Origin of the sequence: Vibrio sagamiensis NBRC 104589 (assembly GCF_007990935.1) — a bacterium.
GTDB lineage: Bacteria > Pseudomonadota > Gammaproteobacteria > Enterobacterales > Vibrionaceae > Vibrio > Vibrio sagamiensis.
The window spans coordinates 38,649-65,177 of record NZ_BJXJ01000006.1; the positions used below are offsets into that span (position 1 = coordinate 38,649).

The 26,529-nt window shown below is 42.3% G+C and carries 22 protein-coding genes; 16 read left to right on the plus strand and 6 right to left on the minus strand.

The genetic code is table 11. The annotated features are described in order from the left end of the window. Positions 1–64: 64 nt before the first annotated feature. Positions 65–607: a replication initiation negative regulator SeqA gene (seqA, locus tag VSA01S_RS04230; protein ID WP_039979277.1), complete on the plus strand. Its 543-nt coding sequence runs from the start codon at positions 65–67 to the stop codon at positions 605–607. An 85-nt stretch (positions 608–692) separates the two neighbouring features. Continuing rightward, complete coding sequence (pgm, locus tag VSA01S_RS04235; protein WP_039979275.1) at positions 693–2,339, plus strand: phosphoglucomutase (alpha-D-glucose-1,6-bisphosphate-dependent); 1,647 nt, start codon at positions 693–695, stop codon at positions 2,337–2,339. 124 nt (positions 2,340–2,463) lie between these two features. Here pgm and VSA01S_RS04240 read toward each other — a convergent pair whose 3' ends face one another. After that, positions 2,464–3,228 (minus strand): DUF1853 family protein, encoded by a 765-nt coding sequence (locus VSA01S_RS04240; protein WP_039979274.1) that lies wholly within the window; start codon positions 3,226–3,228, stop codon positions 2,464–2,466. Between the two features lie 163 nt (positions 3,229–3,391). On the opposite strand from VSA01S_RS04240, the gene VSA01S_RS04245 reads away from it, so the two are divergent. Then, positions 3,392–4,150, plus strand: a complete 759-nt coding sequence (locus tag VSA01S_RS04245) for a Nif3-like dinuclear metal center hexameric protein (protein WP_039979273.1) — start codon at positions 3,392–3,394, stop codon at positions 4,148–4,150. A 160-nt stretch (positions 4,151–4,310) separates the two neighbouring features. Here the strand turns inward: VSA01S_RS04245 and VSA01S_RS04250 are convergent, their stop codons facing one another. After that, positions 4,311–5,600 carry a citrate synthase gene (locus VSA01S_RS04250; RefSeq protein ID WP_021709636.1) on the minus strand — a complete coding sequence of 430 codons (1,290 nt, stop codon included), beginning with the start codon at positions 5,598–5,600 and terminating at the stop codon, positions 4,311–4,313. Between the two features lie 398 nt (positions 5,601–5,998). On the opposite strand from VSA01S_RS04250, the gene sdhC reads away from it, so the two are divergent. The 8 genes from sdhC (at position 5,999) to sucD (ending at position 15,612) form a co-directional block, all read left to right on the plus strand. After that, complete coding sequence (gene sdhC / locus VSA01S_RS04255; protein ID WP_039979272.1) at positions 5,999–6,391, plus strand: succinate dehydrogenase cytochrome b556 subunit; 393 nt, start codon at positions 5,999–6,001, stop codon at positions 6,389–6,391. Next, positions 6,385–6,729, plus strand: a complete 345-nt coding sequence (gene sdhD, locus VSA01S_RS04260; protein WP_039979271.1) for a succinate dehydrogenase, hydrophobic membrane anchor protein — start codon at positions 6,385–6,387, stop codon at positions 6,727–6,729. The genes sdhC and sdhD overlap by 7 nt, the downstream gene beginning before the upstream one ends. Then, positions 6,730–8,496 carry a succinate dehydrogenase flavoprotein subunit gene (sdhA, locus tag VSA01S_RS04265; protein WP_039979270.1) on the plus strand — a complete coding sequence of 589 codons (1,767 nt, stop codon included), beginning with the start codon at positions 6,730–6,732 and terminating at the stop codon, positions 8,494–8,496. Positions 8,497–8,511: 15 nt separating this feature from the next. Beyond that, positions 8,512–9,222: a succinate dehydrogenase iron-sulfur subunit gene (locus VSA01S_RS04270; protein WP_039979269.1), complete on the plus strand. Its 711-nt coding sequence runs from the start codon at positions 8,512–8,514 to the stop codon at positions 9,220–9,222. A gap of 90 nt (positions 9,223–9,312) precedes the next feature. Continuing rightward, on the plus strand, positions 9,313–12,144 hold the full coding sequence (gene sucA, locus VSA01S_RS04275; RefSeq protein ID WP_039979268.1) for a 2-oxoglutarate dehydrogenase E1 component: 2,832 nt from the start codon (positions 9,313–9,315) through the stop codon (positions 12,142–12,144). 21 nt (positions 12,145–12,165) lie between these two features. Beyond that, complete coding sequence (gene odhB, locus VSA01S_RS04280) at positions 12,166–13,368, plus strand: 2-oxoglutarate dehydrogenase complex dihydrolipoyllysine-residue succinyltransferase (RefSeq protein ID WP_039979267.1); 1,203 nt, start codon at positions 12,166–12,168, stop codon at positions 13,366–13,368. 205 nt (positions 13,369–13,573) lie between these two features. Beyond that, positions 13,574–14,740, plus strand: coding sequence for an ADP-forming succinate--CoA ligase subunit beta (sucC, locus tag VSA01S_RS04285; RefSeq protein WP_021709643.1), 1,167 nt, complete (start codon positions 13,574–13,576; stop codon positions 14,738–14,740). Further along, complete coding sequence (gene sucD, locus VSA01S_RS04290) at positions 14,740–15,612, plus strand: succinate--CoA ligase subunit alpha (RefSeq protein ID WP_039979266.1); 873 nt, start codon at positions 14,740–14,742, stop codon at positions 15,610–15,612. The genes sucC and sucD overlap by 1 nt, the downstream gene beginning before the upstream one ends. Positions 15,613–15,738: 126 nt before the next feature. Here the strand turns inward: sucD and znuB are convergent, their stop codons facing one another. Beyond that, positions 15,739–16,524 (minus strand): zinc ABC transporter permease subunit ZnuB, encoded by a 786-nt coding sequence (znuB, locus tag VSA01S_RS04295; protein WP_039979264.1) that lies wholly within the window; start codon positions 16,522–16,524, stop codon positions 15,739–15,741. Then, positions 16,517–17,302, minus strand: a complete 786-nt coding sequence (gene znuC / locus VSA01S_RS04300; RefSeq protein WP_039979263.1) for a zinc ABC transporter ATP-binding protein ZnuC — start codon at positions 17,300–17,302, stop codon at positions 16,517–16,519. Before znuC ends, znuB begins: the two co-directional genes overlap by 8 nt. A 78-nt stretch (positions 17,303–17,380) precedes the next feature. Here znuC and znuA point away from each other — a divergent pair, with 78 nt between their 5' ends. The 5 genes from znuA (at position 17,381) to VSA01S_RS04325 (ending at position 25,223) form a co-directional block, all read left to right on the plus strand. Beyond that, positions 17,381–18,304 carry a zinc ABC transporter substrate-binding protein ZnuA gene (gene znuA / locus VSA01S_RS04305; RefSeq protein ID WP_039979262.1) on the plus strand — a complete coding sequence of 308 codons (924 nt, stop codon included), beginning with the start codon at positions 17,381–17,383 and terminating at the stop codon, positions 18,302–18,304. 207 nt (positions 18,305–18,511) lie between these two features. Then, on the plus strand, positions 18,512–21,919 hold the full coding sequence (locus VSA01S_RS04310; protein ID WP_039979261.1) for an AraC family transcriptional regulator: 3,408 nt from the start codon (positions 18,512–18,514) through the stop codon (positions 21,917–21,919). A 572-nt stretch (positions 21,920–22,491) separates the two neighbouring features. Next, positions 22,492–22,713, plus strand: a complete 222-nt coding sequence (locus tag VSA01S_RS04315) for a FeoA family protein (protein ID WP_039979260.1) — start codon at positions 22,492–22,494, stop codon at positions 22,711–22,713. Positions 22,714–22,719: 6 nt separating this feature from the next. Further along, entirely contained in the window at positions 22,720–24,996 is a 2,277-nt protein-coding gene (gene feoB, locus VSA01S_RS04320; protein WP_039979259.1) for a Fe(2+) transporter permease subunit FeoB, read from the plus strand. Beyond that, positions 24,993–25,223 carry a FeoC-like transcriptional regulator gene (locus tag VSA01S_RS04325; protein ID WP_039979258.1) on the plus strand — a complete coding sequence of 77 codons (231 nt, stop codon included), beginning with the start codon at positions 24,993–24,995 and terminating at the stop codon, positions 25,221–25,223. Before feoB ends, VSA01S_RS04325 begins: the two co-directional genes overlap by 4 nt. A gap of 110 nt (positions 25,224–25,333) precedes the next feature. Here VSA01S_RS04325 and VSA01S_RS04330 read toward each other — a convergent pair whose 3' ends face one another. Together VSA01S_RS04330 and VSA01S_RS04335 are read right to left on the minus strand one after the other, a co-directional pair. Then, complete coding sequence (locus tag VSA01S_RS04330; protein WP_039979257.1) at positions 25,334–25,876, minus strand: YqhA family protein; 543 nt, start codon at positions 25,874–25,876, stop codon at positions 25,334–25,336. A gap of 167 nt (positions 25,877–26,043) precedes the next feature. Next, positions 26,044–26,472 (minus strand): HIT family protein, encoded by a 429-nt coding sequence (locus VSA01S_RS04335; protein ID WP_039979256.1) that lies wholly within the window; start codon positions 26,470–26,472, stop codon positions 26,044–26,046. Positions 26,473–26,529 lie beyond the last annotated feature (57 nt).

Genomic DNA, 26,529 nt, shown 5'->3' on the forward strand with positions numbered 1-26,529 from the left:
GGAGAATCCGTAAGGATCTCGGTATAATCCCTATGAGTTTAAACATTGAGAATGTGAAAAGCGAATGAAAACAATTGAGGTTGATGAGGATCTATACCGCTACATTGCGGGTCAAACTGAGCATATCGGTGAAAGTGCCTCTGACATTTTACGACGTCTATTGAACCTTGATGGGCTGCTTCAGGAAGCACCAGCCACTTTTGGTACAAAACCGTCACGCGGGATTGTCGTGAGTAAAGACGCAGGAAGAACAGCAAAAATTGATACAGTTAAGGAGATGCGTTCTTTACTTATCTCTGATGAATTTGCTGGCCTTAAAAAAGCGATCGATCGATTTATGCTCGTGCTATCCACTTTGCATAAATTAAACCCAGAGAGTTTCTCTCAGGCGACAAAGGTAAAAGGCCGAAAGCGAGTTTATTTTGCCGATAATGAGACTACGTTATTGGCCAATGGCAATACGACAAAACCTAAAGCGATTCCAGGAACCCCATTTTGGGTGATTACTAATAGCAATACCAGTCGTAAACGACAAATGGTAGAGCAAGTGATGACTCATATGGAGTTTCAGCCAGACTTAATTGAAAAAGTAACAGGCTCTATCTAAGAGAGTCAATAGAAGCCTCATAATGTGTAATAAATATTATGAGGTTTTTAATTGTTATTTATTTTTTAATGGAAGGATGTCAAACATGGCTATGCACCCTCGTGCTGGGCAAAAAGCTCAGCAGGAAGATCTTCATAATATCCCAGCACTCGTTGCGAATTACTTTTTGCTTCAACCAGATGCAACGAACCCTGACCACAAAGTTCAGTTTGGTACGTCTGGTCACCGTGGTACTGCAGATAAACAAACATTTAATGAGAACCACATTCTAGCGATTGCTCAAGCGATTGCTGAAGTTCGCAAAGAGCAAGGTACAACCGGGCCTCTTTTTGTTGGTAAAGATACACATGCGCTGTCTGAACCTGCTTTTTCAAGTGTGCTTGAAGTTTTGATAGCCAACGGTGTGAACGTTATTGTCCAACAAAATAACGGTTATACTCCGACACCGGGTATTTCCCATGCTATTCTGACTTATAATATTAAACACGATGATAAAGCAGATGGTATTGTTATTACACCGTCTCATAACCCACCTCAAGATGGTGGGATTAAATACAACCCGACCCACGGTGGTCCTGCTGAAGCAGAACTGACTCAAGCTATTGAAGATCGTGCAAACGCGTTGATTGCCGAAGAGCTACAAGGGGTTAAACGTCTACCACTAGCAGAAGCTAAAGCATCGGATCTGTTTGTAGAGACGGATTTAGTGAAACCATACATCGATGATCTTGTTAATGTTATCGATATGGAAGCGATCCAAAAAGCTAACTTGAAGATTGGCGTTGATCCACTTGGTGGAAGTGGCATTGATTACTGGCGCCAAATCGGTCAAGCATACAATCTAGATCTGACACTAGTCAGTGAATCTATTGATCCTTCTTTCCAGTTTATGTCACTTGATAAAGATGGCGTAGTACGTATGGACTGCTCTTCTCCTTATGCAATGGCAGGGCTATTAGCGTTAAAAGACGAGTATGATTTGGCCTTTGGTAACGATCCAGATTACGATCGGCATGGTATCGTTACACCGAAAGGTTTGATGAACCCTAACCATTTCTTAGCCGTTTGTATTGATTACCTATATCGTCATCGTGCTGCGTGGGGTAAAGACGTTGCCGTGGGTAAAACATTAGTATCCAGTGCGCTTATTGACCGTGTTGTTGCCGATCTTGGCCGTGAGCTGTGTGAAGTACCGGTCGGCTTTAAATGGTTTGTCGATGGTTTGTACACTGGTCGGTTCGGTTTTGGTGGTGAAGAAAGTGCAGGCGCTTCGTTCCTTCGCAAGGATGGTACACCTTGGTCAACAGATAAAGATGGTATTTTGCTATGCCTTCTAGCGGCAGAGATCACCGCCGTAACTGGCAAGAATCCACAAGACTATTATGAAGAGCTTGCGGTTAAGCATGGCGAATCTAAATACAATCGAATTCAAGCCATTGCTAATGGACCGCAGAAAGATGTACTGAAGAAGCTTTCTGCAGAAATGGTTTCAGCAGAGACACTAGCGGGTGATGCAATTACTGCTCGTCTCACTCATGCACCAGGCAATGGTGCTGCGATTGGTGGTCTTAAAGTGACAACTGCGAATGGTTGGTTTGCAGCTCGTCCATCAGGCACAGAAGATATCTATAAAATTTATTGTGAAAGCTTCAAAGGTGAAGAACACCTAAAACAAATCGAAGCTGAAGCACAAGAAATTGTCAATCAAGTATTTCAGTCGGCCGGGTTGTAACCTCGCCTAAGTAAGACGTATTTTTATAGCTCTACTTTAAAGGCGACCAGTGGTCGCCTTTTTACTTTTCAGTTTTTATACTCAAGTATCTTGAGATTACTCGGATGCATGACTTGAGGATACTTCAGGTGCCTATGTTGTTCGGCCAGGAGTCAGGAACGATAAACCAAAATTGTCCACCTTTTGTTTGTGCGTGTACAAATTTGTTTGAAGGCTTCTCGATCGGCTCATTATAGTTTGTTTGACCAATTGCCCATAAAGACTTTGGCAGTAGGTAGAGTGACTCTGTAATTTGCTCCCACTGATGTATATAACACCAATATCCCGCTATTTGGCTTGGTTCTAGATCATAGCCTAAGCATTGCTCAGGGATTGTTTCCGGAGAGAAAGGATTGATGTAAAGACGACCTTGCATCAGTAAATGCTCAGAGGCTGGTTTATCCAAAGATAATTGTTGGTGAAACTCTTTACGCTTACTCATTTTTAGCTGGTGGGAAAGCATGCGTTCGAGCTTCGTATGCAATTGATCAAGAGCATTCGGCCCATACCAAATACCTTGATGAAGAAGGTAAAACTTAATCGCCACTTCCCAATGTTCATACTGATCGCTTTCAAGGTTGTTGAGAATCATATCGACAGCGCCGATAGTACGACCATTCTCATCGTTGAGTTGAATTTCTTCTGCGAGCAGTTTATATCTGGGTGATTCAATGAATAATGTTGTGCACAAGTGTTGGTATAAAAAACCTAATCTAGGGTTACCTGAATAAGGTTGCTGTTGTGAGAAAGGCAGGTTAGGCAGATCCGCAACCGTTGAAAAAGGTGGGCAAAGCTTAAAAAGAGGGGGTGTTTCAATTATCCACTGATAAAAACGGTCTAGGTCACTCATTAATAATCCTTATTGGATATGATATCTAGGTTTGAAGACTTTCAGTATACTGTAACGAAGTCTATCTTTTCTTAGGCGTATGCTTCTGGTGTCCTGATTACAGTTCGAGATGTCAATCTTGAGGTCACTTGGGGATATTATGCCTAACGTAATGGAAATAAAAATGAATAATTTACAACTAGAAAAAATCCTAAATGAGAAACTCTCCCCGCAGCTAATTAAAGATTATGCGCCCAACGGGCTGCAGGTAGAAGGTGCGCAAGAGATATTGACCGTAGTGACTGGGGTTACCGCATCACAGGCTTTAATTGATTATGCTATCGAGCAAAATGCGGATGCCATTTTGGTTCATCATGGTTACTTTTGGAAAGGAGAGCCAGCGCCAATACGTGGCATGAAAGGTAAACGAATTCGTAGCCTTATTAAAAACGATATCAATTTATACTCCTACCACTTACCACTCGATATACATCCTGAATTAGGCAACAATGCACAACTGGCTTGTCTACTGAATATTGAGATTGAAGGAGGTCTAGAAGGGCATCCGCAATCAGTCGCCATGTTTGGCCGTTTAAAGCAAGCGATGACTGGTAAGGAGTTCGCTCGTAAAATCAATCAAGTACTCAATCGTGAGCCTTTGCATATCGCTCCGGAAACAGCAGATAAGCTGATTGAAACCGTCGGTTGGTGTACGGGGGGCGGTCAAGACTTCATTGAACTTGCGGCTCAGCATGGTCTTGATGCATTTATCTCGGGCGAGATTTCAGAACGAACTACATATGCAGCCCGCGAATTAGATATTCATTACTTTTCAGCGGGGCACCATGCAACAGAACGTTATGGAGTTAAAGCGCTGGGTGAATGGTTAGCTCAGGAGCATGGCCTGGAAGTGGAGTTTGTCGATATTGATAACCCTGTCTAACTAAGCATCTTGAAGTCACGAGGTATATTACCAATAAACCTAACGATCTATTTCGGATTATCGAGTTACCTGAATTTTCGATAAAAATGACAAGTATCACTAATGAATGACGACAAGGGGTAATGATTATTACCCCTTGTTTTATATCAGGAGCTAGAGTTTATTCACGTTCATGAAGTGGTGAAAAATCACGCTGTGTTTCTCCGGTGTAGAGTTGGCGAGGACGACCGATACGGTTGAGTGGGTCACTGTGCATTTCGTTCCAGTGAGCAATCCATCCGATAGTACGAGAAATTGCAAAGATAACCGTAAACATTGACACTGGAATACCGATCGCTTTCAGGATGATACCAGAGTAGAAATCTACGTTTGGATACAGTTTCTTAGACACGAAATATTCGTCAGAAAGTGCGATACGCTCAAGTTCCATTGCAACGTCTAGCAGTGGATCTTTAATATTAAGCTCTTTCAGTACCTCATGGCATGTCTCTCGCATCACCGTTGCACGTGGATCGTAGTTTTTGTAGACACGATGCCCGAAACCCATTAAACGGAATGGGTCATCTTTGTCTTTGGCACGATCAACGAATTCTGGGATGTTGTCGACACTGCCAATTTCTTCGAGCATTCTTAAGCATGCCTCATTCGCACCACCGTGAGCTGGCCCCCAGAGAGATGCAATACCTGCGGCAATACATGCAAATGGGTTCGCACCTGACGAGCCTGATAAACGAACTGTAGACGTTGATGCGTTTTGCTCATGATCCGCATGAAGTGTGAAAATTTTGTCCATAGCGCGAGCAACAACGGGATTGACGTCGTACTCCTCGCACGGATTTGCAAACATCATATGCAGGAAATTTTCTGCATAGTTCAGGTCGTTGCGAGGGTAGATAAACGGTTGACCGATCGTATATTTGTAACACATTGCCGCAAGAGTCGGCATTTTTGACAATAAGCGATACGCTGCAATTTCGCGGTGCTCATCGTTATTGATATCAAGTGAATCGTGATAGAACGCAGCCAGAGCACCAACTACACCACACATTACAGCCATTGGGTGTGCATCACGTCGAAAACCATGGAAGAAGCTTGCGATTTGCTCATGAACCATGGTGTGTCGAGTAACCGTTGTTTTAAATTGCTCATATTGATCACGTGTTGGGGCTTCGCCGTAAAGCAGAATGTAACATACTTCAAGATAATCTGCGTTATTGGCCAATTGATCAATCGGATACCCGCGATGTAAAAGGATCCCTTTTCCACCATCGATGTATGTGATTGATGACTCACAAGATGCAGTGGCAAGAAAACCTGGGTCAAATGTAAAGTAACCATTAGCTCCAAGTTTACGAACATCAATTACAGGGGTACCGAGAGTACCTTCCATAATTGGCAGTTCGATCGGCGCTTGACCTTCAACGTGAAGGGTCGCTTTCTTATCCGCCATAACAATCTCCTTTGTTTATTATTTAATCCGTCCAGGATGTTTATGTGCCATTTTTGTACTGTTGTTAAAGCATAATGTCAATTTTTCTCGATTTTTGTGTGCACATGTTATGATTTTTCTCATGAAAATCGCTAAAAATCTGTGCTGTGTAGCATTATTTGTTACATCAATTGTATTAGAATGTTGCTGGTCGTATATTGACACAGAAGATTTTAGTCAAATCCTTATGCATAGAGGGGGCTAGAAACAAAAGTGAGGTTTGTTTTTATATCCTTAACGTTAGTATTTTTTAAACAATTATCTATCGCCTGAATGGTTGGTTTTTGTTAAGTAAATGTTAACTTTTGTGCATTTGGGAGCTGAAATTGGTTATAACAATAAATGCTTAATGGAGCTGAGTGAGCAAGCCCGTGAAAGAAAGAAAGTCAAGACCTGTTAATTTAGATTTACAGACTATCCGCTTTCCCATCACAGCAATTGCGTCGATTCTACACCGTGTTTCTGGTGTGATTACGTTTGTTGCGGTGGGTATATTACTTTGGTTACTATCTATTTCCCTGTCATCACCAGTAGGGTTTGAGAATGCCGCACAAATTGTCGATAGCTTTTTCGTGAAGTTGATCTTGTGGGCTATTCTGACTGCACTTGCGTATCACATTGCAGGAGGTATTCGTCACCTTCTGATGGATCTAGGTCATTTTGAAGAGCTAGATTCTGGAGCATTGAGCGCGAAAATTGCTTTCGGTGCAACCGCAGTGTTATCGGTATTGGCAGGAATTTTAGTATGGTAAAAAACGTTTCTTCATTTGGTCGTAATGGCGTTCATGATTTCTTATTGATACGCGCTTCAGCCATCATTATGACCCTATACACGATTTATCTAGTCAGCTTTTGTGCTTTCTCTGATATCTCTTACGCATCATGGACTCAGTTTTTCGGTGGTACATTCACTAAGACCTTCACCATGTTGGCACTTGTCTCTGTTCTGATCCATGCATGGATTGGTATGTGGCAAGTTTTCACTGACTATATCAAGTGCACAAAATTACGTGGTGCACTACAACTTGGTGTGATCGCTGTGCTGTTCGGCTATGTCTTCTCTGGTCTATTTATTTTGTGGGGTGCGTAAGTGTCTATTCCAGTTCGTGAATTTGATGCCGTAGTAATCGGCGCTGGTGGTGCAGGCATGCGTGCGGCACTGCAAATTTCAGAGCAAGGCTTGTCCTGTGCTTTGTTATCTAAAGTATTTCCAACTCGTTCTCATACGGTTTCTGCTCAAGGCGGGATCACGGTTGCTCTAGGCAACTCACATAAGGACAATTGGCAATGGCACATGTACGATACTGTTAAAGGTTCAGATTACATCGGTGATCAGAATGCGATTGAATACATGTGTAAAAATGGTCCAGAGTCAGTCATTGAACTTGAAAAAATGGGTTTACCATTTTCTCGTTTTGATGATGGTTCTATTTATCAACGTCCGTTTGGTGGCCAGTCAAAAGAGTTTGGCGGTGAACAAGCGGCACGTACAGCAGCAGCGGCAGATCGTACCGGCCACGCATTGCTTCATACGCTTTACCAACAAAATGTGAAACATAAAACAACCATTTTCTCTGAGTGGTACGCACTAGACTTGGTGAAAAACCAAGACGGCGCGATCATGGGTTGTACTGCTATCTGTATGGAAACGGGCGAGATTTGTTACTTCAAATCGAAAGCTACTATATTAGCAACAGGTGGCGCAGGCCGTATCTACGCTTCTACAACGAATGCTCACATAAATACTGGTGACGGTGTTGGTATGGCGCTTCGTGCAGGCGTTCCAATGCAAGATATGGAAATGTGGCAGTTCCACCCAACGGGTATCGCTGGCGCAGGTGTTCTCGTCACAGAAGGCTGTCGTGGTGAAGGTGGCTACCTTCTAAATAAAGACGGTGAGCGCTTCATGGAACGTTACGCACCAAACGCGAAAGACCTTGCCGGTCGTGACGTCGTCGCGCGTTCAATGATGATTGAAATCCGTGAAGGTCGTGGCTGTGATGGTCCTTGGGGCCCACACATCAAACTAAAACTGGATCACCTTGGTAAAGACGTTCTTGAATCTCGTCTACCTGGTATCTGTGAACTTTCACGTACCTTTGCGCACGTGGATCCAGTAAAAGAGCCAATTCCAGTCATTCCAACGTGTCACTACATGATGGGCGGTGTTCCAACTCAAGTTTCTGGTCAAGCAATTAAGCAGACTGCCGATGGCCGAGACGTGGAAGTTCAAGGTCTATACGCTTGTGGTGAAATTGCTTCAGTATCAGTACACGGTGCAAACCGTCTGGGTGGTAACTCACTGCTTGACCTTGTGGTATTTGGTCGTGCAACTGGTCTACACCTTGGTGAAACCTTGGCTGCGCAATCTGAAGCTCGCCCTGCAACCGAATCTGACATAGAAGCTTCTCTGGCACGTACTATGCGTTGGGAGAACAGCAAAGGCGGTGAAGACCCAGTTCAAATTCGTAAAGATCTGCAATCTTGCATGCAAAACAGCTTCTCGGTATTCCGTGAAGGTGATGCAATGGCAACAGGTTTAGAAGAGCTTAAAGTGATTCGCGAGCGCTTAAAAAATGCACACCTTGCTGATAAGTCTTCTGAATTCAATACACAGCGTATTGAGTGTTTAGAGCTAGATAATTTGATGGAAACAGCATTCTCTACTGCAGTAGCGGCCAATTACCGAACAGAAAGCCGAGGTGCACATGCTCGTTTCGATTTCCCAGATCGTGATGATGAAAATTGGCTATGTCACTCAATCTACAACCCGGAAAAAGAAGCGATGACTAAGCGTGACGTTAATATGTCACCTGTACATCGTGAAGCTTTTCCGCCAAAAGTACGTACATATTAGAGGGAGGATATGATAATGAAACTAAACTTCTCTTTATACCGATACAATCCGGATGTAGATACAAAACCTTACATGAAAGAGTACACCCTTGAAGTAAAAGAAGGCTCTGACATGATGGTACTTGATGCGCTGATTTTACTCAAAGAGCAAGACCCAAGTATTTCTTTCCGTCGGTCTTGTCGTGAGGGTGTATGTGGCTCAGATGGTCTTAACATGAATGGTAAGAATGGCCTTGCATGTATTACACCTCTTTCTGCTTTACAGGGTAGTAAGATCGTTATTCGACCATTACCAGGTTTGCCAGTCGTTCGTGATCTGATTGTTGATATGACGCAGTTTTATGACAACTACGCAAAAGTAAAACCATTTTTGATTGATGATGGTGCATTACCACCTTCCCGTGAAAACTTACAATCACCAGATGAGCGTGCTCATTTAGATGGATTGTATGAATGTATTATGTGTGCATGTTGTACGACTTCTTGTCCATCATTCTGGTGGAATCCAGATAAATTTATTGGGCCAGCTGGCTTGCTTGCTGCTTACCGTTGGCTAATTGATAGCCGTGATACAGCAACAAATGAACGCTTGTCCGATCTTGATGATGCATTTAGCGTTTTTCGTTGCCATGGCATTATGAATTGTGTAAGTGTTTGTCCTAAGGGACTTAACCCTACAAAAGCTATCGGTCACATTAAGACGATGCTGATCAATCGTTCAATATAATCGATAGCAAAAATCGCCAGCCGAAATCGGCTGGCTTAATAGCTCGGCGAAGACCGAAGTAAACGTGAAAACTACTGGTTAAGGGAAAATATGCACAACGGCGCGATGAAGGCATGGCTCGAGTCTTCACACTTGGCTGGCGCTAATGCAACATATGTAGAGGACCTCTACGAACTGTATCTAAGTGATCCAGATTTGGTAAGTGAGGAATGGAAACGTGTATTTGATGAGTTACCTAAGAGCTCAGAAGAAGTGGCTGAACAGCCGCACTCACGTGTCCGAGATTACTTCCGACGACTCGCTCAAGAAACAAAGCATTACAGTGTCCAAGTTAGTGACCCAGATGTCGACGCTAAACAAGTAAAAGTTCTACAGCTAATCAATGCCTACCGCTTTCGCGGACATGAAGCAGCAGAGCTTGATCCTTTAGGTTTATGGTTACGCCCACCCGTGGCTGAACTAGATCCAGCATTCCATAACCTTACTCAAGATGATTTTGAAGAAACTTTTAATGTAGGTTCTTTGGCCATTGGTCAAGATACCATGAAGTTAAAAGACATTTATTCTGCTCTAAAGAAAACCTACTGTGGTTCGATTGGTGCGGAATACATGCACATGACAGATACAGAGCAAAAACGTTGGATTCAACAACGTTTAGAATCCGTGGTCGGTCAACCTTCTTTTAATCAAGATGAAAAACGTACTTTCCTTGAAGAGCTCACGGCAGCTGAAGGTTTAGAGCGTTACTTGGGGGCGAAATTCCCAGGTGCTAAGCGATTCTCATTGGAAGGTGGTGATGCCATGATTCCAATGACGAAAGAGTTGATTCGTCATGCGGGTAAAAACGGCATGCGCGAAGTCGTTATTGGTATGGCACACCGTGGGCGTTTGAACATGTTAGTCAACGTTCTTGGTAAAAGACCACAAGACCTATTCGATGAATTTGCAGGAAAACACGATGATACGTGGGGTACTGGTGACGTGAAATATCACCAAGGCTTCTCTGCTGACTTTGCAACGCCGGGTGGAGATGTTCACCTAGCGCTCGCATTTAACCCTTCTCACCTAGAGATTGTGAACCCAGTGGTGATCGGTTCCGTGCGTGCACGCCAAGATCGCTTAGAGGACCACGATGGTAGCCGTGTTTTACCAATTACTATTCATGGTGATTCGGCGATTGCGGGTCAGGGGGTGGTAGCTGAGACATTTAATATGTCCTTAGCTCGTGGCTTCTGTGTTGGCGGTACAGTACGCATTGTTGTCAACAATCAGGTTGGTTTTACGACTTCGAATCCTCGTGATACCCGTTCGACCATGTACTGTACCGATATCGCGAAAATGGTACAGGCACCAATCTTCCACGTTAATGCGGACGATCCAGAAGCGGTTGCATTTGTAACACGTATCGCATTGGATTATCGTAACGAGTTCAAACGTGATGTTGTGATTGACTTGGTGTGTTACCGTCGTCATGGTCATAACGAAGCGGATGAGCCGAATGCGACACAACCGTTAATGTATCAAAAAATCAAAAAGCACCCAACGCCACGTAAGCTTTATGCGGATGTTTTGATTGATAAGAACGAATCAGACATTGAAACAGCGACTCAACTTGTTAATGAATACCGTGATGCACTGGATAAAGGTGAAGTTGTTGTTAAAGAGTGGCGTCCAATGGCATTACACTCTGTTGACTGGTCACCATACCTTGGGCATGACTGGGATAGCGCGTGGGACAGCACTTTTGATCCGAAACGTTTGAAAGAACTTGGACAACGTATCATTCAGCACCCTGAGAGTCACAAGCTTCAGAGCCGCGTAAACAAGCTGTACAACGACCGCGCCGCGATGGTCAACGGAGAGAAGCCTGTCGACTGGGGTATGGCCGAAACACTGGCTTACGCTACCTTAGTTGATGATGGTAAACGTATCCGTATCTCAGGACAGGATGCGGGCCGTGGTACTTTCTTCCACCGCCATTCAGTACTCCACAACCAAACTGATGCGAGTACATTCATCCCATTGGCTAACATTCACGATAAACAAGGTCCTTTCCAAGTCTTCGACTCTGTGCTTTCAGAAGAAGCCGTACTGGCGTTTGAGTATGGTTACGCAACCGCAGAACCAAGTGGTTTGACTATATGGGAAGCGCAGTTTGGTGATTTTGCCAATGGTGCTCAAGTTGTGATCGACCAGTTCATTTCTTCCGGTGAGCAAAAGTGGGCTCGTTTGTGTGGTTTAACGATGTTACTTCCGCATGGTTATGAAGGCCAAGGCCCAGAGCACTCTTCTGCACGTTTAGAGCGTTACCTACAATTGTGCGCTGAGCAAAACATGCAAGTTGTGGTTCCATCAACACCTGCGCAGGTTTATCACATGATACGCCGCCAAGTTGTGCGTCCGATGCGTAGACCTCTGATTGTGATGTCGCCTAAGTCACTACTGCGTCATCCTTTGTGTACATCTACATTAGAAGAGCTTTCTGATGGTACTTTCCAGCCTGCGATCCCAGAAATCGACAGTTTGGATCCGAGCAAAGTGAAACGTGTTGTTTTCTGTTCAGGTAAAGTCTATTTCGATCTACTTGAACAACGTCGCAATAATGAGCAAGAAGACGTCGCGATTGTGCGTATTGAGCAACTTTACCCATTCCCTCTGGAAGAAGTTCAGTCAGCTATTGCTTCTTACACGAATGTGGAAGACTTTGTTTGGTGTCAAGAAGAACCTCAAAACCAAGGTGCTTGGTACTGTAGTCAACATAATTTCCGTGCAGCGATTCCTACTGGTGCTGACCTTAAATATTCAGGTCGACCAGCTTCAGCTTCGCCTGCAGTCGGTTACATGTCGGTACATTTGAAACAACAAAAAGCGTTGGTTGAAGACGCGCTAAATGTGAATACAAAAACTTCGAATAAGAACTAGAAGTAAAAGGAAGAAATAAATATGACAATTGAAATTCTGGTTCCAGATTTACCTGAATCAGTTGCCGATGCAACCGTAGCAACATGGCACAAACAACCAGGTGACGCTGTAGAGCGTGATGAAATTTTGGTTGATATCGAAACCGATAAAGTTGTGCTTGAAGTACCCGCCCCGGAAGCAGGTATTTTAGAAGCCATTCTTGAAGAAGATGGAGCGACTGTTCTATCTAAACAATTGATTGCAAGACTTAAGCCTGGTGCTGTTGCTGGAGAACCAACAGTAGACACAACAGAAGATAAAGCGGCATCTCCTGATAAACGTCACAAAGCGGCACTTAATGAAGAAAGTAACGATGCACTCAGCCCAGCTGTTCGTCGTCTTCTGGCTGAACATGGTTTAGACGCTGCGCAAGTTAAAGGAACGGGTGTTGGTGGTCGTATCACTCGTGAAGATATCGAAGCTCATTTAGCATCGAAAAAATCAGCACCAAAAGCTGAAGCGTCTGTTCAAGCACCAGCGGCAGCTCGTAGCCAGAAGCGCGTTCCGATGACACGTCTACGTAAAACAGTAGCGAATCGCCTGCTTGAAGCTAAAAATAACACAGCAATGCTGACAACCTTTAACGAAGTGAACATGAAGCCAATCATGGATCTGCGTAAGCAATACAAAGATCAATTCGAAGAGCGTCATGGTACTCGTCTTGGTTTCATGTCTTTCTATGTGAAAGCAGTAACTGAAGCACTGAAACGTTACCCTGAAGTCAACGCGTCTATCGACGGTGATGATATTGTTTACCACAACTACTTCGACATCAGCATGGCGGTTTCTACACCGCGTGGCCTAGTGACCCCAGTACTAAAAGATTGTGACACTCTTGGCTTTGCTGATATCGAAAAAGGCATCAAAGAGCTGGCTATCAAAGGCCGTGATGGTAAATTGACCGTTGATGAGTTAATGGGCGGTAACTTTACTATCACAAATGGTGGTGTGTTTGGTTCACTAATGTCGACGCCAATCATTAACCCACCACAATCGGCTATCTTAGGTATGCATAAGATTCAAGAGCGTCCTATGGCTGTGGATGGTAAGGTAGAAATTCTGCCAATGATGTACTTGGCTCTTTCTTACGATCATCGTTTAATTGACGGCCGAGAGTCTGTTGGTTTCCTAGTGACGATTAAAGAGCTATTGGAAGATCCAGCCCGTCTATTACTAGACGTTTAATCTTGATAGGTACCGAGCTGTGTAGGATGGCTCGGTACTTACCTCAACTTGGGCTAGCTTGATTTCTTCTTTCTAGCCTTCATTTCGCTGAAGCACTGAGACACTCAGTGAGCCGTGATTTGAAAAGACCCTACAGATATACCGCACTTAACGCGGTGTTATGGAAATAATAAATCCCTCAAGGGAAAACAAACGGAATATCAAAATGAATTTGCATGAATATCAAGCCAAACAGCTGTTTGCAGAATTCGGGCTACCTGTACCTGAAGGTTATGCCTGTAATACACCTCAAGAAGCGTTTGAAGCGGCGGGCCGTATCAGCACCGACAAAAAAGTTGTTAAGTGCCAAGTACATGCTGGTGGCCGTGGTAAAGCGGGTGGTGTTGAGCTTCATGATACCAAAGATGGTGTAAAAGAATTCGCTCAAAAATGGCTAGGTAAAAATTTGGTGACATACCAAACTGACGCAAATGGCCAACCAGTCACCAAAATCCTTGTAGAAGAAGCATCGAATATTGCCAACGAGCTTTACCTTGGTGCGGTCGTGGATCGTGCAACGCGTAAAATCGTGTTTATGGCTTCTACTGAAGGTGGTGTAGAAATCGAAAAAGTAGCGGAAGAAACGCCAGAATTAATCCACAAAGCAGCGATCGACCCTCTTGTTGGTCCACAGGCTTACCAAGGTCGTGAACTTGCATTTAAGCTTGGTCTTAAAGGCGATCAAATCAAACAATTTGTTAAGATCTTCTTGGGTCTTGGTAAAATGTTCTCTCAATACGACCTTGCTCTACTAGAGATCAACCCACTCGTTATTACGGGAGAAGGGGATTTATTGTGCTTAGACGGTAAGATCAATATTGACTCAAATGCTCTTTATCGTCAGCCTAAGCTTCGTGATATGCACGACTCTTCACAAGAAGACGAGCGTGAAGCGCATGCCGCTCAGTGGGAATTGAACTACGTCGCACTTGATGGCAACGTTGGTTGTATGGTTAATGGTGCAGGCCTAGCGATGGGTACAATGGATATCGTAAACCTTCACGGTGGTAAACCAGCAAACTTCTTAGATGTAGGTGGCGGTGCAACCAAAGAGCGTGTAGCTGAAGCATTTAAGATTATTTTATCGGATGACAACGTTAAAGCGGTCTTGGTTAATATCTTTGGCGGTATTGTTCGTTGTGACATGATTGCTGATGGCATTATCGGTGCTGTTAAAGAAGTGGGTGTAAACGTCCCTGTTGTTGTTCGTTTAGAGGGAACTAACGCCGATCGTGGTCGTGAGGTTCTTGCTAATTCTGATGTTGATATCATTGCTGCTGAGTCGCTAACCGACGCTGCTCAGAAAGTTGTTGCTGCTGCGGAGGCGAAATAATGTCTGTATTAATTAACAAAGACACCAAAGTAATCTGTCAGGGCTTCACTGGTGGCCAAGGGACTTTCCACTCAGAGCAAGCGATTGCATACGGTACACAAATGGTGGGTGGCGTTTCTCCGGGTAAAGGCGGTCAAATGCACCTTGGTCTACCAGTATTTAATACCGTGCGTGAAGCAGTGGAAGTAACGGGTGCAACGGCAACCGTTATCTACGTACCTGCACCATTCTGTAAAGATGCTATTCTAGAAGCGATTGATGCTGGCATTGAGCTTATCGTCACGATTACGGAAGGCATCCCGACCATGGATATGATCGATGTGAAAGTTAAGTTGGAAGAGACTGGCGTTCGCATGATTGGTCCTAACTGCCCGGGTGTTATTACTCCTGATGAGTGTAAGATCGGCATCATGCCTGGACACATCCATAAAAAAGGTAAAGTTGGTATCGTTTCTCGCTCTGGTACACTTACGTACGAAGCGGTTAAGCAAACAACGGATGAAGGCTTTGGTCAATCAACGTGTGTAGGCATTGGTGGCGATCCAATCCCTGGTTCAAGCTTTATCGATATTCTGAAGCTTTTCCAAGAAGACCCAGAAACTGAAGCCATTGTTATGATTGGTGAAATTGGTGGTACAGCGGAAGAGGAAGCGGCAGCATACATTAAAGAACACGTCACTAAACCGGTTGTTTCTTATATTGCTGGCGTGACGGCCCCTCCAGGTAAGCGAATGGGCCATGCAGGCGCCATTATCTCTGGTGGTAAAGGGACCGCTGAAGATAAATTCGCCGCTTTAGAGGCAGCAGGTGTTAAGACAGTAAAATCTCTAGCTGAGATTGGACAAGGTCTGCGTGAAGTAACGGGTTGGTAAATAGCCAAATTTGCAAATATTGGTATTTGCAAATACTCAGTTAAAAAGTAAAAGCCTGCCTAGTTTGCAGGCTTTTTAGTGTGCTTAAGCTGTTAGCTTTATACTTATTTACGGTAGAGGATAAACCTAAGTCCTACGTCGAATAAATTGGCTTAACATGAATAAGCTGGTTGCACTTATAACCACAGATGGGCCAGCTGGAGTATCAAAATTCCATGATAAACTTAACCCCATCAAGACAGAAACAGAACCAATAATGGAGGCAATCAAAGCCATTTGCTCCGGAGAAGATGAGACTTTTCTAGCGGTTGCTGCTGGAATAATGAGTAACGATGTCATGATTAATGCCCCGACAAATTTCATACCCACGGCAATCACAATGCCGACCATCAGCATAAGAACTAAGCGAACCAAGTCGATATTGACGCCTTCTACTGCGGCTAGCTCTTCACTGACGGTACTGGACAGTAGTGGTCGCCAGAACACAAATAAACAGGTGCCAATAGTCACAACACCGGCATAGATGAAAATTAAATCTTGTGGTGATACTGCCAGTAAGTCGCCAAAGAGATAACTCATCAAGTCTACTCGAACGTTGTCAAGAAAGCTGACAGAAACCAAGCCGATCGAGAGGGAGCTGTGCGCTAAAATACCCAGTAGCGTATCGGTTGCGACCACCTGCTGTTTCTGCAATGTGACAAGAACCACAGCCAATATCAAGCAGCACACGAGCAATGCCAAGTATAGGTTAACGTTAAGTAGAAAACCTAAAGCTAGGCCCATAAGAGAGGCATGAGCAAGCGTATCTCCGAAATAGGCCATTCTGCGCCAAACGACAAATGAGCCAAGTGGGCCAGAGATGATAGCGATACCAAGGCCAGCCAGAATTGAGGGAAGTAAAAATTCAATCATGGTGATGATGTCCGTGTGAATGAGCTGCACAAGAATTTGCATCCCCTGAAACGGGAGAGCCCGCTAAATCATGGTGATGTGCGTGGTCATGATGGTAGAAGGCTAATGATTCTCTGGTCGCATTACCAAACAGTGCAATGTATGAAGGGTGCTTGGTGATGTCGGCGGGTGAACCAGAGCAGCAAACATGATGATGTAAACAAATGACTTCATCTGTTTTTGCCATAACCAGGTGCAGGTCGTGAGAGACCATAAAAATACCGCACTCGAATCGATGGCGAATACTTTCAATTAAATCATAAAGATCAATTTGGCCTTGGATATCAACACCTTGAGCAGGCTCGTCTAGAACTAATAGCTCAGGACGCTGCAGCAGAGCGCGAGCCAGAAGTACGCGTTGACACTCTCCACCAGATAGGCAGTGCATATTGTTATGAATTAAGTGTTCTGCTCCTACGAGTTTTAAGGCATCTAGACACTCTTGATGGCTGTACTTACCCGCCAAGTTTAAAAAACGCAGAACATTTAAAGGTAAAGTTTCATTGAGTGTTAGCTTTTGTGGGACGTAACCAATTTTTAGCTTTGGCTTTTTGCGCAAGTCGCCAGATGAGGGTTTTTGTAGGCCTAAGATAACCTTGACTAAGGTGGATTTTCCGGCGCCGTTTGGGCCGATGAGAGTAGTTATTTTACCCTTTACTAAATCCATGTTTATATTATCAAGAACTCTTCGACCGTCGAATTCTACGCACAGTTGTTCTAGGCGGACTAATGAAGGCATGAATGAAACTCATTTGCAAATTGATAATGTTATAATGTAACATTATGCCATTGTCCAGCCAAGATCCCAAGTAAAACGATGAAAAGACCAATTTTATTTGCCCTAATAAGCCTTATAGCAGCATTGCCAGCTCATGCTGTGAATGTCGTAACCAGCATTAAACCGATCCAAATGATTACCAATGAACTCACCAAAGGCATTACTGAACCTGATGTTATTGTTCAAAATAATGCTTCACCCCATGATTATGCCTTACGCCCTTCTGATATTAAAAAGGTGGTGAAGGCCGATTTAGTACTTTGGTATGGTGAAGATCTGGAAGGTTTTCTAGAGAAAGTTCTCGAAAATAGAAGTAACGTATTGACTATTAGTCAGATTCCAGGACTAGCATTGCGTAAATTTGAACGTGAAGAGCATGAGCATGAGCATGAGCATGAGCATGAGCATGAGGATGAGCATGAACATGAAGGTCATCACCATGGTATCTATGACCCACATTTTTGGTTAGGTGTTAAAACGACAGGTCAAGTCGCTGATGTTATTGCTCATAAACTCGCAAAAATTGATAGTGATAATGCAGAGAAATACTTAACTAACCTAAAAGAGTTTGAAGATAAGCTTCATGTTACTGATCAGGTTATCATGCAGCAGTTGAGTCCTATTCAAGATGCTGGTTATTTTGTTTTCCATGATGCTTATGGCTATTTTGAAGAGCGCTATGACCTTAATCAACTTGGTCGCTTTACCGTATCACCAGAACGTAAACCTGGAGCTAAGACTCTCAATGAAATACATCAGATACTTAAGAAAGGAGAAGGATTGTGTGTTTTTGCAGAACCTCAGTTTACTCCGCAAGTGCTTGAAAGTGTAATGCGTGGCAGCAATGCTAGATTAGGTTCTTTAGATCCTCTAGGGTCAGATATTGAGGTTAAAAATGGCAGCTATTTTACTTTTCTTAATGGAATGGCAGCAAGTTTTACTCAATGTTTGAGTACCAAGTAACATAAATTTTGTTTATTTAGATAAGTAACCCATTGTTTACGTGATCCAGTAATAAGAATGAAAACCTTTGCAATAGTAACCCTTTTTTTAAGAGGGAATTAAGATAGTATATCTTGAGGATTAGTTATTCAAAATAATCGGTTTAAATTACATTGCTGTAATTTTGGTTGATTGGATATCGAAATAGTTCCATGAAAGGTATTTGAGGTGCATCGGTTAGCGCTAATTTTCTTTGTTACGATTTTCTCTTATCAAGCGCTGGCTTCAAGTGAATCCAGCGCTGTTTTTTATCCTCTACCAAGCCAGGCAGAGGGCACGTTTATTAATGCAAAGAACCTCTTCTTATATGGGCAAGGTGGCCTTTGGATTCATGATGTTCATGGACAGGTTCTTTTTTATGACGGTCAAACAACCTTACCTGATACAGGCAGTATTCTGCAAAAAAATACTGAAGAAGTTGCTTATCAAAACGATGCCTTTTGGACTTTTTTTGATAATGAAGTTTTTAAAGTTTACCCCAATCAAGAGCAAAAACTCGTATTCAGTTTAAGGCCAGGTTCAAAAATTAGAAAAATTGGAACCTCTAAGGACTACATATGGGTCAGTGATGGCACATATTTTCATGTCTATAACACGATAACGCAACAGAGAGATAAATTCTCATTATTACAATTATATCAACATAGCAATAACAGATATGTTTACATTAATGATGCGATTTTAGTTGACCAAACATGGGTGATTGGGACGACTGCTGGCGTTTACTTCTCTGACAAAAAGAGATTGAAACACATTACCACGTCAGGAACGCAGTATATTGAAACACTTTATTATTCCTCGAAACGACGTGAATTACTGGTAGGGACATTAACCGGGACATTATTCTATGAGACCGAACAGGGTATTGATATTATTGATAGTGTTAGTATTCCTCACGTACTTGCTTTCGCTGAAACAGACCTAGGGTATTGGATTGGCACGGAACAAGGTTTGTACCTGTTCTCTTTTTCTACTGGTGAAGTTAATGAAATGCTGCCTATTGGCTTTTTAGATGGGCCTCCCGCCCACACTAAAATATACTCACTGCTTAATGACAATATGGGAGGAATGTGGATGGCGACTGACCGGGGCATTTGGTATTACTCTGAATTCAGTCAAATATTTAAACGTACTTCATTAGCAGGAAAACACCGTCAAGTTTCCACTACATATTTAAGACAAACCTTGATTGGCCCAGATAATTCTCTTTGGTTTACTGATGGCCAAGCTCTCTATCATTCAACCTCTGGTGGCATCACTAAAGTGTTGAATGTAGAGTCGCAGTTGAATGCCTTTACTTTTCAAGGTGAAAACATTTGGTTAGCGACAAAGATGGGTTTAGAAGTGTATAACTTGACTACTTTGAAGCGTTTAAATTTCCCATACCTTAAGGCAATAGCAGAAGAATCTGTTGATCACATTGTTACCGATGGAATAGAAAGACTTTGGGTATCAAGAGGCCATGAACTCTTAAGTATTAACACTTCGACAAAAGAAGTTAGGAACTTGGGGAGTGACTGGTTAGTAAGTAACTTTTTACCGTCAAAGATCACACGTTTATATTACCAAGATTCGCTTTTATTGATTGGTACTGATCATGGTGTTTATGAATATGATGGGAAGAAGATTCGCTTCGACCATTTATCTACGAATAGTGGAGAATCATTGGATATTATTACTGCAGCTAATGGCGAGCGGTGGTTTGCTTCTACGAATGGTGTGTTTAAGCACAGTGCTGAAGACAATGAAACTCGGCCCATTGAGTTGAGTGTCCCTAACGCTCTTCCAGCATGTATGATCAGTGATCGTAATGGCGTTTGGTTGGCTTCATCAGTCGGCTTAAGCTATTATAATTTGGAAGGTCAGCTTTTGAACAGCTACTCGTCATCTTTTGGGTTGATTTATAACGAATTCTTACCTGGAGTTTGTACTTCCACCATTGATACAAATTCAAGCCATAATATAAATCAACAAGGACTGGTCTTTGGTTCTATATATGGGTTAGTTCAAGCTAATGCCTCTCAATTACTTCATACCCACACTCCGGAATCTAAAATTATTATCAGTAGAATTCGAATAGGTAATAAATTGGACCTGATTGGTAATGATGGAGCAGATAAATCAGCGTTTCCTTATGGTACTTCATTAAGTATTCTATTTGGGCTTATGCCTAAATTAGATCATCAAAAACTTTATTATCGATTACGTGAAGATCAAGCTTGGAAGAGGTTAGAAAATGGTCAACTGACGTTAGAGTATCTCAGCTCAGGTGAGTACAACTTACAAGTCAGTATAGGCCGCCGTCTTGCAATAAAAAAAACAGATTTAGAATACCAGTTTACTGTATTAAAGCCTTGGTATTTATCGATTTATGCTCAGGTTTTTTTTGTTGCACTCTTGCTATTAGTGATTATGTTTGCAATATTTTGGCGCTCTCGTTGTGCCTTACGAGCACGCCTTGAATTGGCCGCCCAGGTGAAATTAAAAACAGCTCAATTGCGCCATCAAAGCCGTGTTTTACTCATGAATAACCAACAGCTTAGAAAGCAGATACAAGTGAGAAATTTATTAGTCGATCATATGGCTAGATCGATAAAAAGCAGCATCGAAGCAATTACGATGACTCTAGTTGGTGATCAGAATGAAAAGGTGCAGCATCATTTATCCAACACGCATTGGCAATTGAATGAACTTATAGTAGAACCCGATCAATATCATGAAGGGAGTCAAAGTTATAATTTAAGTCAGTTTATCCAAGCCGTCATAGATGTTTGGCAAGCAGATTTTGCAAGAATGAAGATTAGTATTGAGTTGATTGATGAATATAAAAATCAATCTATCAAACTTGAGAGTTTTAACCTCGATATCATTCTTAATATTATTTTTGCTAACGTGCTTAAGCGATCTTTCCAATGTCAGAAAATGATAGTGACCTTAGAAAAGAAAGAGCAGGGCGTAGCATTATGTATCATCGATTATGGCATGCCTCTGTCCACTCTTGGTGCAATTAAAGGTCATACTTCTAAGCTTCAAGCCGATTTAAGTATCGAGAACCTTCCATTCTTAGTCGAAGAAAGTGGAGGGCAGCTGTCGATATTCTCATCAGACAGCCAAAATAAAATTGAGATCACTTGGCCTTTTGCGTTTAGATCAAAGTCTGATTTACAAAGTATCTCATACAGCGAGGTATCAGTAGACAATGAAAACTCACCATCGCATCTTCCTTGCCCTGAAAAGGAATGGTTACTTAAAGTTTATACCCTAGTTGCAGATAACTATCAAAACCCAGAGTTTGGTACAGCCTCGGCCGCTAAAATGTTATTTATGTCGGAACGCAGCTTACAAAGGCGATTCAAATCGGCCACCTCAACTACGTTATCTAGCTACCTAACGGAAATACGCTTAGAGTTGGCTTGTGAGCAGTTACTCGAGGGGGTAAAAATCAGCGAAGTTGCTTTTAATTGTGGTTTTAATGATCCTTCCTATTTTAGTCAAAAATTCAAACTTCATTTCGGATTATCACCTTCTAAATTTGTAATATCTCAGAAAATTCATAATGATATTGATGTCGAATGAAGGGCAGATTAACTCATATGGCATTAAGCAAGTTGCTTGTAAATCTAGAAGAAAGTATCTATTAAAGAAAAAGTAGTGTTTGAAAAAGTTATGTTGGAGGATAAAAAAATAGCGTGGTATAACCGGGGGCGACTATACCACGGGTGTCAACGACACCTTCGCTTGCTGCTGGAGTGACATGCTGCCATGTCACTTCTGGAATTCATGTCAGAAGTTATCTTCTGTATTCGTTAAATATACAAGATAACGTTTTGCTTAATTATAAGAATAACGACAGCGTAATATAAGAAAAGCGACAAAGTGTTAATTGATTTTAATGTTCTGTTTTTATTGGTTATTTTATCTTTATCGTTGAGCTTTAGGAGCAAGTATACTTATATATTTTTTATGTTTTTTTATATTTGACGAAAATAACGTAATTGTAATTAACATATTTGACGTCGCCATTCCTTCAAACTGCAGAGTAATCTTTGATTTTAACCATTGAAGGATAGTTAATAGCGAAGTAATATCGCTTCTTGCTATACTATTAATAAGAATATTTATCATTTGCAATACGATTAAGGATTATGATGAAGCTGTCAGAGATCACTCCCGGGCAAACGGTTACGATTCGTCTATTAGAAGGGCTTTCGCCAGATATCAGAAAAAAACTGATGGTAATGGGTTTGCTTCCGAATACAGAAGTGACTCTGGTTAGGCGCGCTCCTATGGGAGACCCTTTACAAGTGGAAGTGAGAGGCGTTTCTGTCGCTCTTCGAGAAAGCATCGCAAAAAATATTGAAGTGGAATAAATCTAAATGCAGTATCAAGTTTTAACTGTAGGTAACCCTAATAGTGGTAAGACGACGCTTTTTAACAGCTTAACAGGCGCTAAGCAGCATGTTGGAAACTGGGCTGGGGTGACAGTAGAAAAGAAAACAGGTCAATTTCAGCAAGCTGGTGACCAGTTTCTGCTGACCGATCTCCCAGGCATCTATTCATTAGATAGTGGCAACGATAGTAATAGTATTGACGAATCTATCGCTTCCCGTGCGGTGCTCACCCATCCTGCTGATGTGATTATTAATGTTATTGATGTTACGAGCCTTGAGCGCAGCCTATACATGACTTTGCAACTTCGAGAATTGGGTAGACCCATGATCGTGGTGTTAAATAAAATGGATGCTCTGAAGCGAGAACGTCGAGTCATTAATGCTACTGAGTTGGAGAAAGCATTAGGCTGTCCTGTAGTCAGTTTATCTGCGACCAATAAAGCTCAGGTCTTGCAATTTCGAGAAAAGCTTCATAAATCATTATTACAAGGTATTGCATTAACGGATATTCCTGTGAGCTACGATAGCTCAATGGAAGAGGCGATTGCAAAAGTCTCTGGCTTATTTGAAGAGCAAAGTGTTTCCCACCGAGCGTTAGCGATTCGTGCACTTGAGCAAGACGCATTAGTGCTCAACAGTTTGTCGGATGTAGATAGAAAAACAGTGGAACAGGCTACTGAAGGTTTAGCGCTTGATGTTGATTTACACGTTGCGGATACCAAATATACTTATCTACACCAAGTGTGTAAAAAAGTTCGTCGCAGTGAAGGCAAATTAAGTCGTAGTGTGACAGAAAAGCTGGACCAGTTTATTTTAAATAAATGGGTTGGCATTCCCTTCTTCTTTGTCGTCATGTACTTAATGTTTATGTTCTCGATCAATGTTGGTAGTGCATTTATCGACTTTTTTGATATTGGTGTGGGAGCGATTTTAGTCGACGGCGGTCATCAATTGCTTGATGGTCATTTGCCAGTCTGGCTGGTCACCATTCTTACTGATGGTATCGGCGGGGGCATTCAAACGGTTGCTACGTTTATCCCAGTGATCGCTTGTCTGTATCTATTTCTTGCCGTCATTGAAAGTTCTGGCTATATGGCTAGAGCGGCATTTGTTTTAGATAAAGTGATGCAAAAGATAGGGTTACCAGGTAAAGCCTTTGTTCCTTTGGTGCTTGGCTTTGGTTGTAATGTTCCCTCAATCATGGCAACGCGTACTTTAGATCAAGAACGTGAACGCCGGCTTGCAGCCTCAATGGCTCCATTTATGTCTTGTGGGGCTCGTTTGCCTGTTTACGCTTTATTTGCCGCTGCATTCTTCCCTGGTTTCGGACAAAATATTGTATTTGCGCTGTACTTGTTGGGTATTGTTGCTGCGATATTTACTGGACTATTTTTAAAAAACACTTTGTATCCGGGCAGTAGCGATAGCTTGCTAATGGAGCTGCCTGATTATGAATTACCAACCTTACAGAACGTGGTGCTTAAGACTTGGCAGAAACTCAAACGTTTTGTTTTAGGTGCAGGACAAACCATCGTTATTGTTGTGACGATTTTAAGTTTCTTAAATTCTTTAGGTACCGATGGTAGCTTCGGTAATGAAGATAGTGAGCATTCAGTGCTTTCCAAAGCTGCTCAAGTTGTGACGCCTATTTTTGCCCCTATCGGCATAGAAGAGGAAAACTGGCCTGCGACGGTCGGTATTATAACGGGCATCTTTGCTAAAGAAGCCGTCGTCGGAACGTTGAATAGTTTATATACCACGCCTGAGGAAGGGACGGATGAAGTCTTCAATTTAGCGGATAAACTGGAAGAAGCGTTACAAAGTATTCCTGACAACCTTGCGGCACTGAGCTATTCAGACCCTTTAGGCATTGAAGTCGGGGATTTAAGTGATGCAGCTATTGCAGCAGAAGAGCAAGCGGTGGATGCTTCAATTTTCGGTAATATTAAAGCTAAGTTTGGTTCGAGCAGCGCGGCTTTCTCTTATCTCATTTTCATTCTACTTTATACGCCTTGTGTCGCTGCTATGGGGGCTTATGTGCGAGAATTTGGTCACAAATTTGCAAGGTTTATTGCGCTTTGGACTATGGCTCTCGCTTACTTTGGAGCGACATTCTTTAACCAAATGACGCAACTATCGGCGACACCAGTTATAAGTGGGCTTTGGATGGTATTCATTGTGGCGCTCTTCATAAGTGCCTATCATATCTTTAAGTACGTGGGTAAAAAGCAGCAAGCTGTGAGCGAGATATCAACCTTATGATTCTACAAGAACTTTATCAGTATATTGCGAGTAAGGAGACGGTCTCTCAAGCAGAGCTTGCTCAGCATTTTAGTATGAGTGAGGATGGTGTCGATGCCATGCTGAATGTTTGGGTTAAGAAAGGTAAAATTAGCCGTTTGATTGATACAAACAAGGTGCAGGGGGTGGCAAGAATCCGTTACACCATTACTAAGCAAGATGGCTTATCGATAACGGTAACGATGTAAGCTTTCTCTATTCCTCATCATCTTTAAGCTCGCCTCTCTCATTAGCTTCATGCTACAAGAGAGGCGATTATTGTTCAGTTTTTTACCTAATCTATCTATTACCTACTTATCTATTCACCTGTTCGTTTCTCACTGCTTGCTCCTAATCCAAGGAATTTTAACCCCAAGCTGAGCACTAAGATTGAAATGGGCAGGGTGAGTATCGTCCAGTCTAAGTTATCGAAGTTAATTAAGACCAGCTCGAGAAATTTCACAAATAAGATAACAATGATGACCTCGGCCAAGATATTTTTTAAGTGGCCAATATTGGGCGTTGTGATCCAGCTTAAAACGGTATGGTTCTTGGGTACTGTTTGCTTTTGTTCTTTCAGGTTTTTTTTATTCGAAATAAACAGAGTGTAAATACCGTGAGCGAAGATAAAGAGTACCAAGGCAACGAGGAAAGTATCGAGAGACTTGATCAAATAAGCAATCGCGATGTCTGCACGATCTAAATGAGCAAGGGTGATGGGAGGATTTTGGTTAAAGAAAAAAACGGCAAAAGCAGAGTAAGTTTTACTTGCGCCCATGGTAAAGAGCAAAAAAGATGCAGCCATCGAGCAAATAATGGCTATCCAGCTAACGTAACGAAAAATATTAAATACTTGTTTCATGGGAATCCTCTCAAAATAAGTTGAGAGTTTAAACAAGTTTTATTTTTGTGATAATACAGAAAAAATGAGAAAGATTATTACACGAGTGTATTAATCTCTCTCTTGGTCATTGAGGTAATTAATGTGATCATTGAGTGAGTAGGGCTATTCACTACGAAGTGAAACGTTTAGGCTTTTTGGAAAATAGAGCTCAGTGACAGTACGTTTTTAATTCGAGCCAATATTTCACTTTGTTCTTCTTCGCTACGAAATTGTCCTAAGGTGTTTCCCCAAATTGGACCAGGCCAAGCGATATCTTTTTTAAAGCGCGCAATATGATGAATATGTAGCTGAGGTACTATATTGCCGAGTGCACCAAGGTTCAGTTTATCTGGACGAAAAGTGGCTTCTAGGGCTTGGCTTACAGCTTGAGACTCTAGTAGGAATTGCTGCTGCTCTTTCATTGGTAAATGATGCAGCTCTCTCAGATTTGCACGTTTAGGTACCAAGATAACCCATGGCACGGCATTGTCTTTATGCAGTAATGCAACACATAAAGGAAAATGGCCAATGACGGTCGTATCTTGGGCTAATTGAGGATGCAGTTCAAAACTCATGATTGTTGTCCGCGTGAAATAGAATAATGTCAGTATACACCCAAGTAAACTCATTCT

What these genes read in the sequence shown, in the direction of transcription:
- seqA (WP_039979277.1), top strand. Translation starts at nt 65, where the DNA reads ATGAAAACAATTGAGGTTGATGAGGATCTATACCGCTACATTGCGGGT.
- pgm (WP_039979275.1), top strand. Translation starts at nt 693, where the DNA reads ATGGCTATGCACCCTCGTGCTGGGCAAAAAGCTCAGCAGGAAGATCTT.
- VSA01S_RS04240 (WP_039979274.1), bottom strand. Translation starts at nt 3,228, where the DNA reads ATGAGTGACCTAGACCGTTTTTATCAGTGGATAATTGAAACACCCCCT.
- VSA01S_RS04245 (WP_039979273.1), top strand. Translation starts at nt 3,392, where the DNA reads ATGAATAATTTACAACTAGAAAAAATCCTAAATGAGAAACTCTCCCCG.
- VSA01S_RS04250 (WP_021709636.1), bottom strand. Translation starts at nt 5,600, where the DNA reads ATGGCGGATAAGAAAGCGACCCTTCACGTTGAAGGTCAAGCGCCGATC.
- sdhD (WP_039979271.1), top strand. Translation starts at nt 6,385, where the DNA reads ATGGTAAAAAACGTTTCTTCATTTGGTCGTAATGGCGTTCATGATTTC.
- VSA01S_RS04270 (WP_039979269.1), top strand. Translation starts at nt 8,512, where the DNA reads ATGAAACTAAACTTCTCTTTATACCGATACAATCCGGATGTAGATACA.
- sucA (WP_039979268.1), top strand. Translation starts at nt 9,313, where the DNA reads ATGCACAACGGCGCGATGAAGGCATGGCTCGAGTCTTCACACTTGGCT.
- odhB (WP_039979267.1), top strand. Translation starts at nt 12,166, where the DNA reads ATGACAATTGAAATTCTGGTTCCAGATTTACCTGAATCAGTTGCCGAT.
- sucC (WP_021709643.1), top strand. Translation starts at nt 13,574, where the DNA reads ATGAATTTGCATGAATATCAAGCCAAACAGCTGTTTGCAGAATTCGGG.
- sucD (WP_039979266.1), top strand. Translation starts at nt 14,740, where the DNA reads ATGTCTGTATTAATTAACAAAGACACCAAAGTAATCTGTCAGGGCTTC.
- znuB (WP_039979264.1), bottom strand. Translation starts at nt 16,524, where the DNA reads ATGATTGAATTTTTACTTCCCTCAATTCTGGCTGGCCTTGGTATCGCT.
- znuC (WP_039979263.1), bottom strand. Translation starts at nt 17,302, where the DNA reads ATGCCTTCATTAGTCCGCCTAGAACAACTGTGCGTAGAATTCGACGGT.
- znuA (WP_039979262.1), top strand. Translation starts at nt 17,381, where the DNA reads ATGAAAAGACCAATTTTATTTGCCCTAATAAGCCTTATAGCAGCATTG.
- VSA01S_RS04315 (WP_039979260.1), top strand. Translation starts at nt 22,492, where the DNA reads ATGAAGCTGTCAGAGATCACTCCCGGGCAAACGGTTACGATTCGTCTA.
- feoB (WP_039979259.1), top strand. Translation starts at nt 22,720, where the DNA reads ATGCAGTATCAAGTTTTAACTGTAGGTAACCCTAATAGTGGTAAGACG.
- VSA01S_RS04325 (WP_039979258.1), top strand. Translation starts at nt 24,993, where the DNA reads ATGATTCTACAAGAACTTTATCAGTATATTGCGAGTAAGGAGACGGTC.
- VSA01S_RS04330 (WP_039979257.1), bottom strand. Translation starts at nt 25,876, where the DNA reads ATGAAACAAGTATTTAATATTTTTCGTTACGTTAGCTGGATAGCCATT.
- VSA01S_RS04335 (WP_039979256.1), bottom strand. Translation starts at nt 26,472, where the DNA reads ATGAGTTTTGAACTGCATCCTCAATTAGCCCAAGATACGACCGTCATT.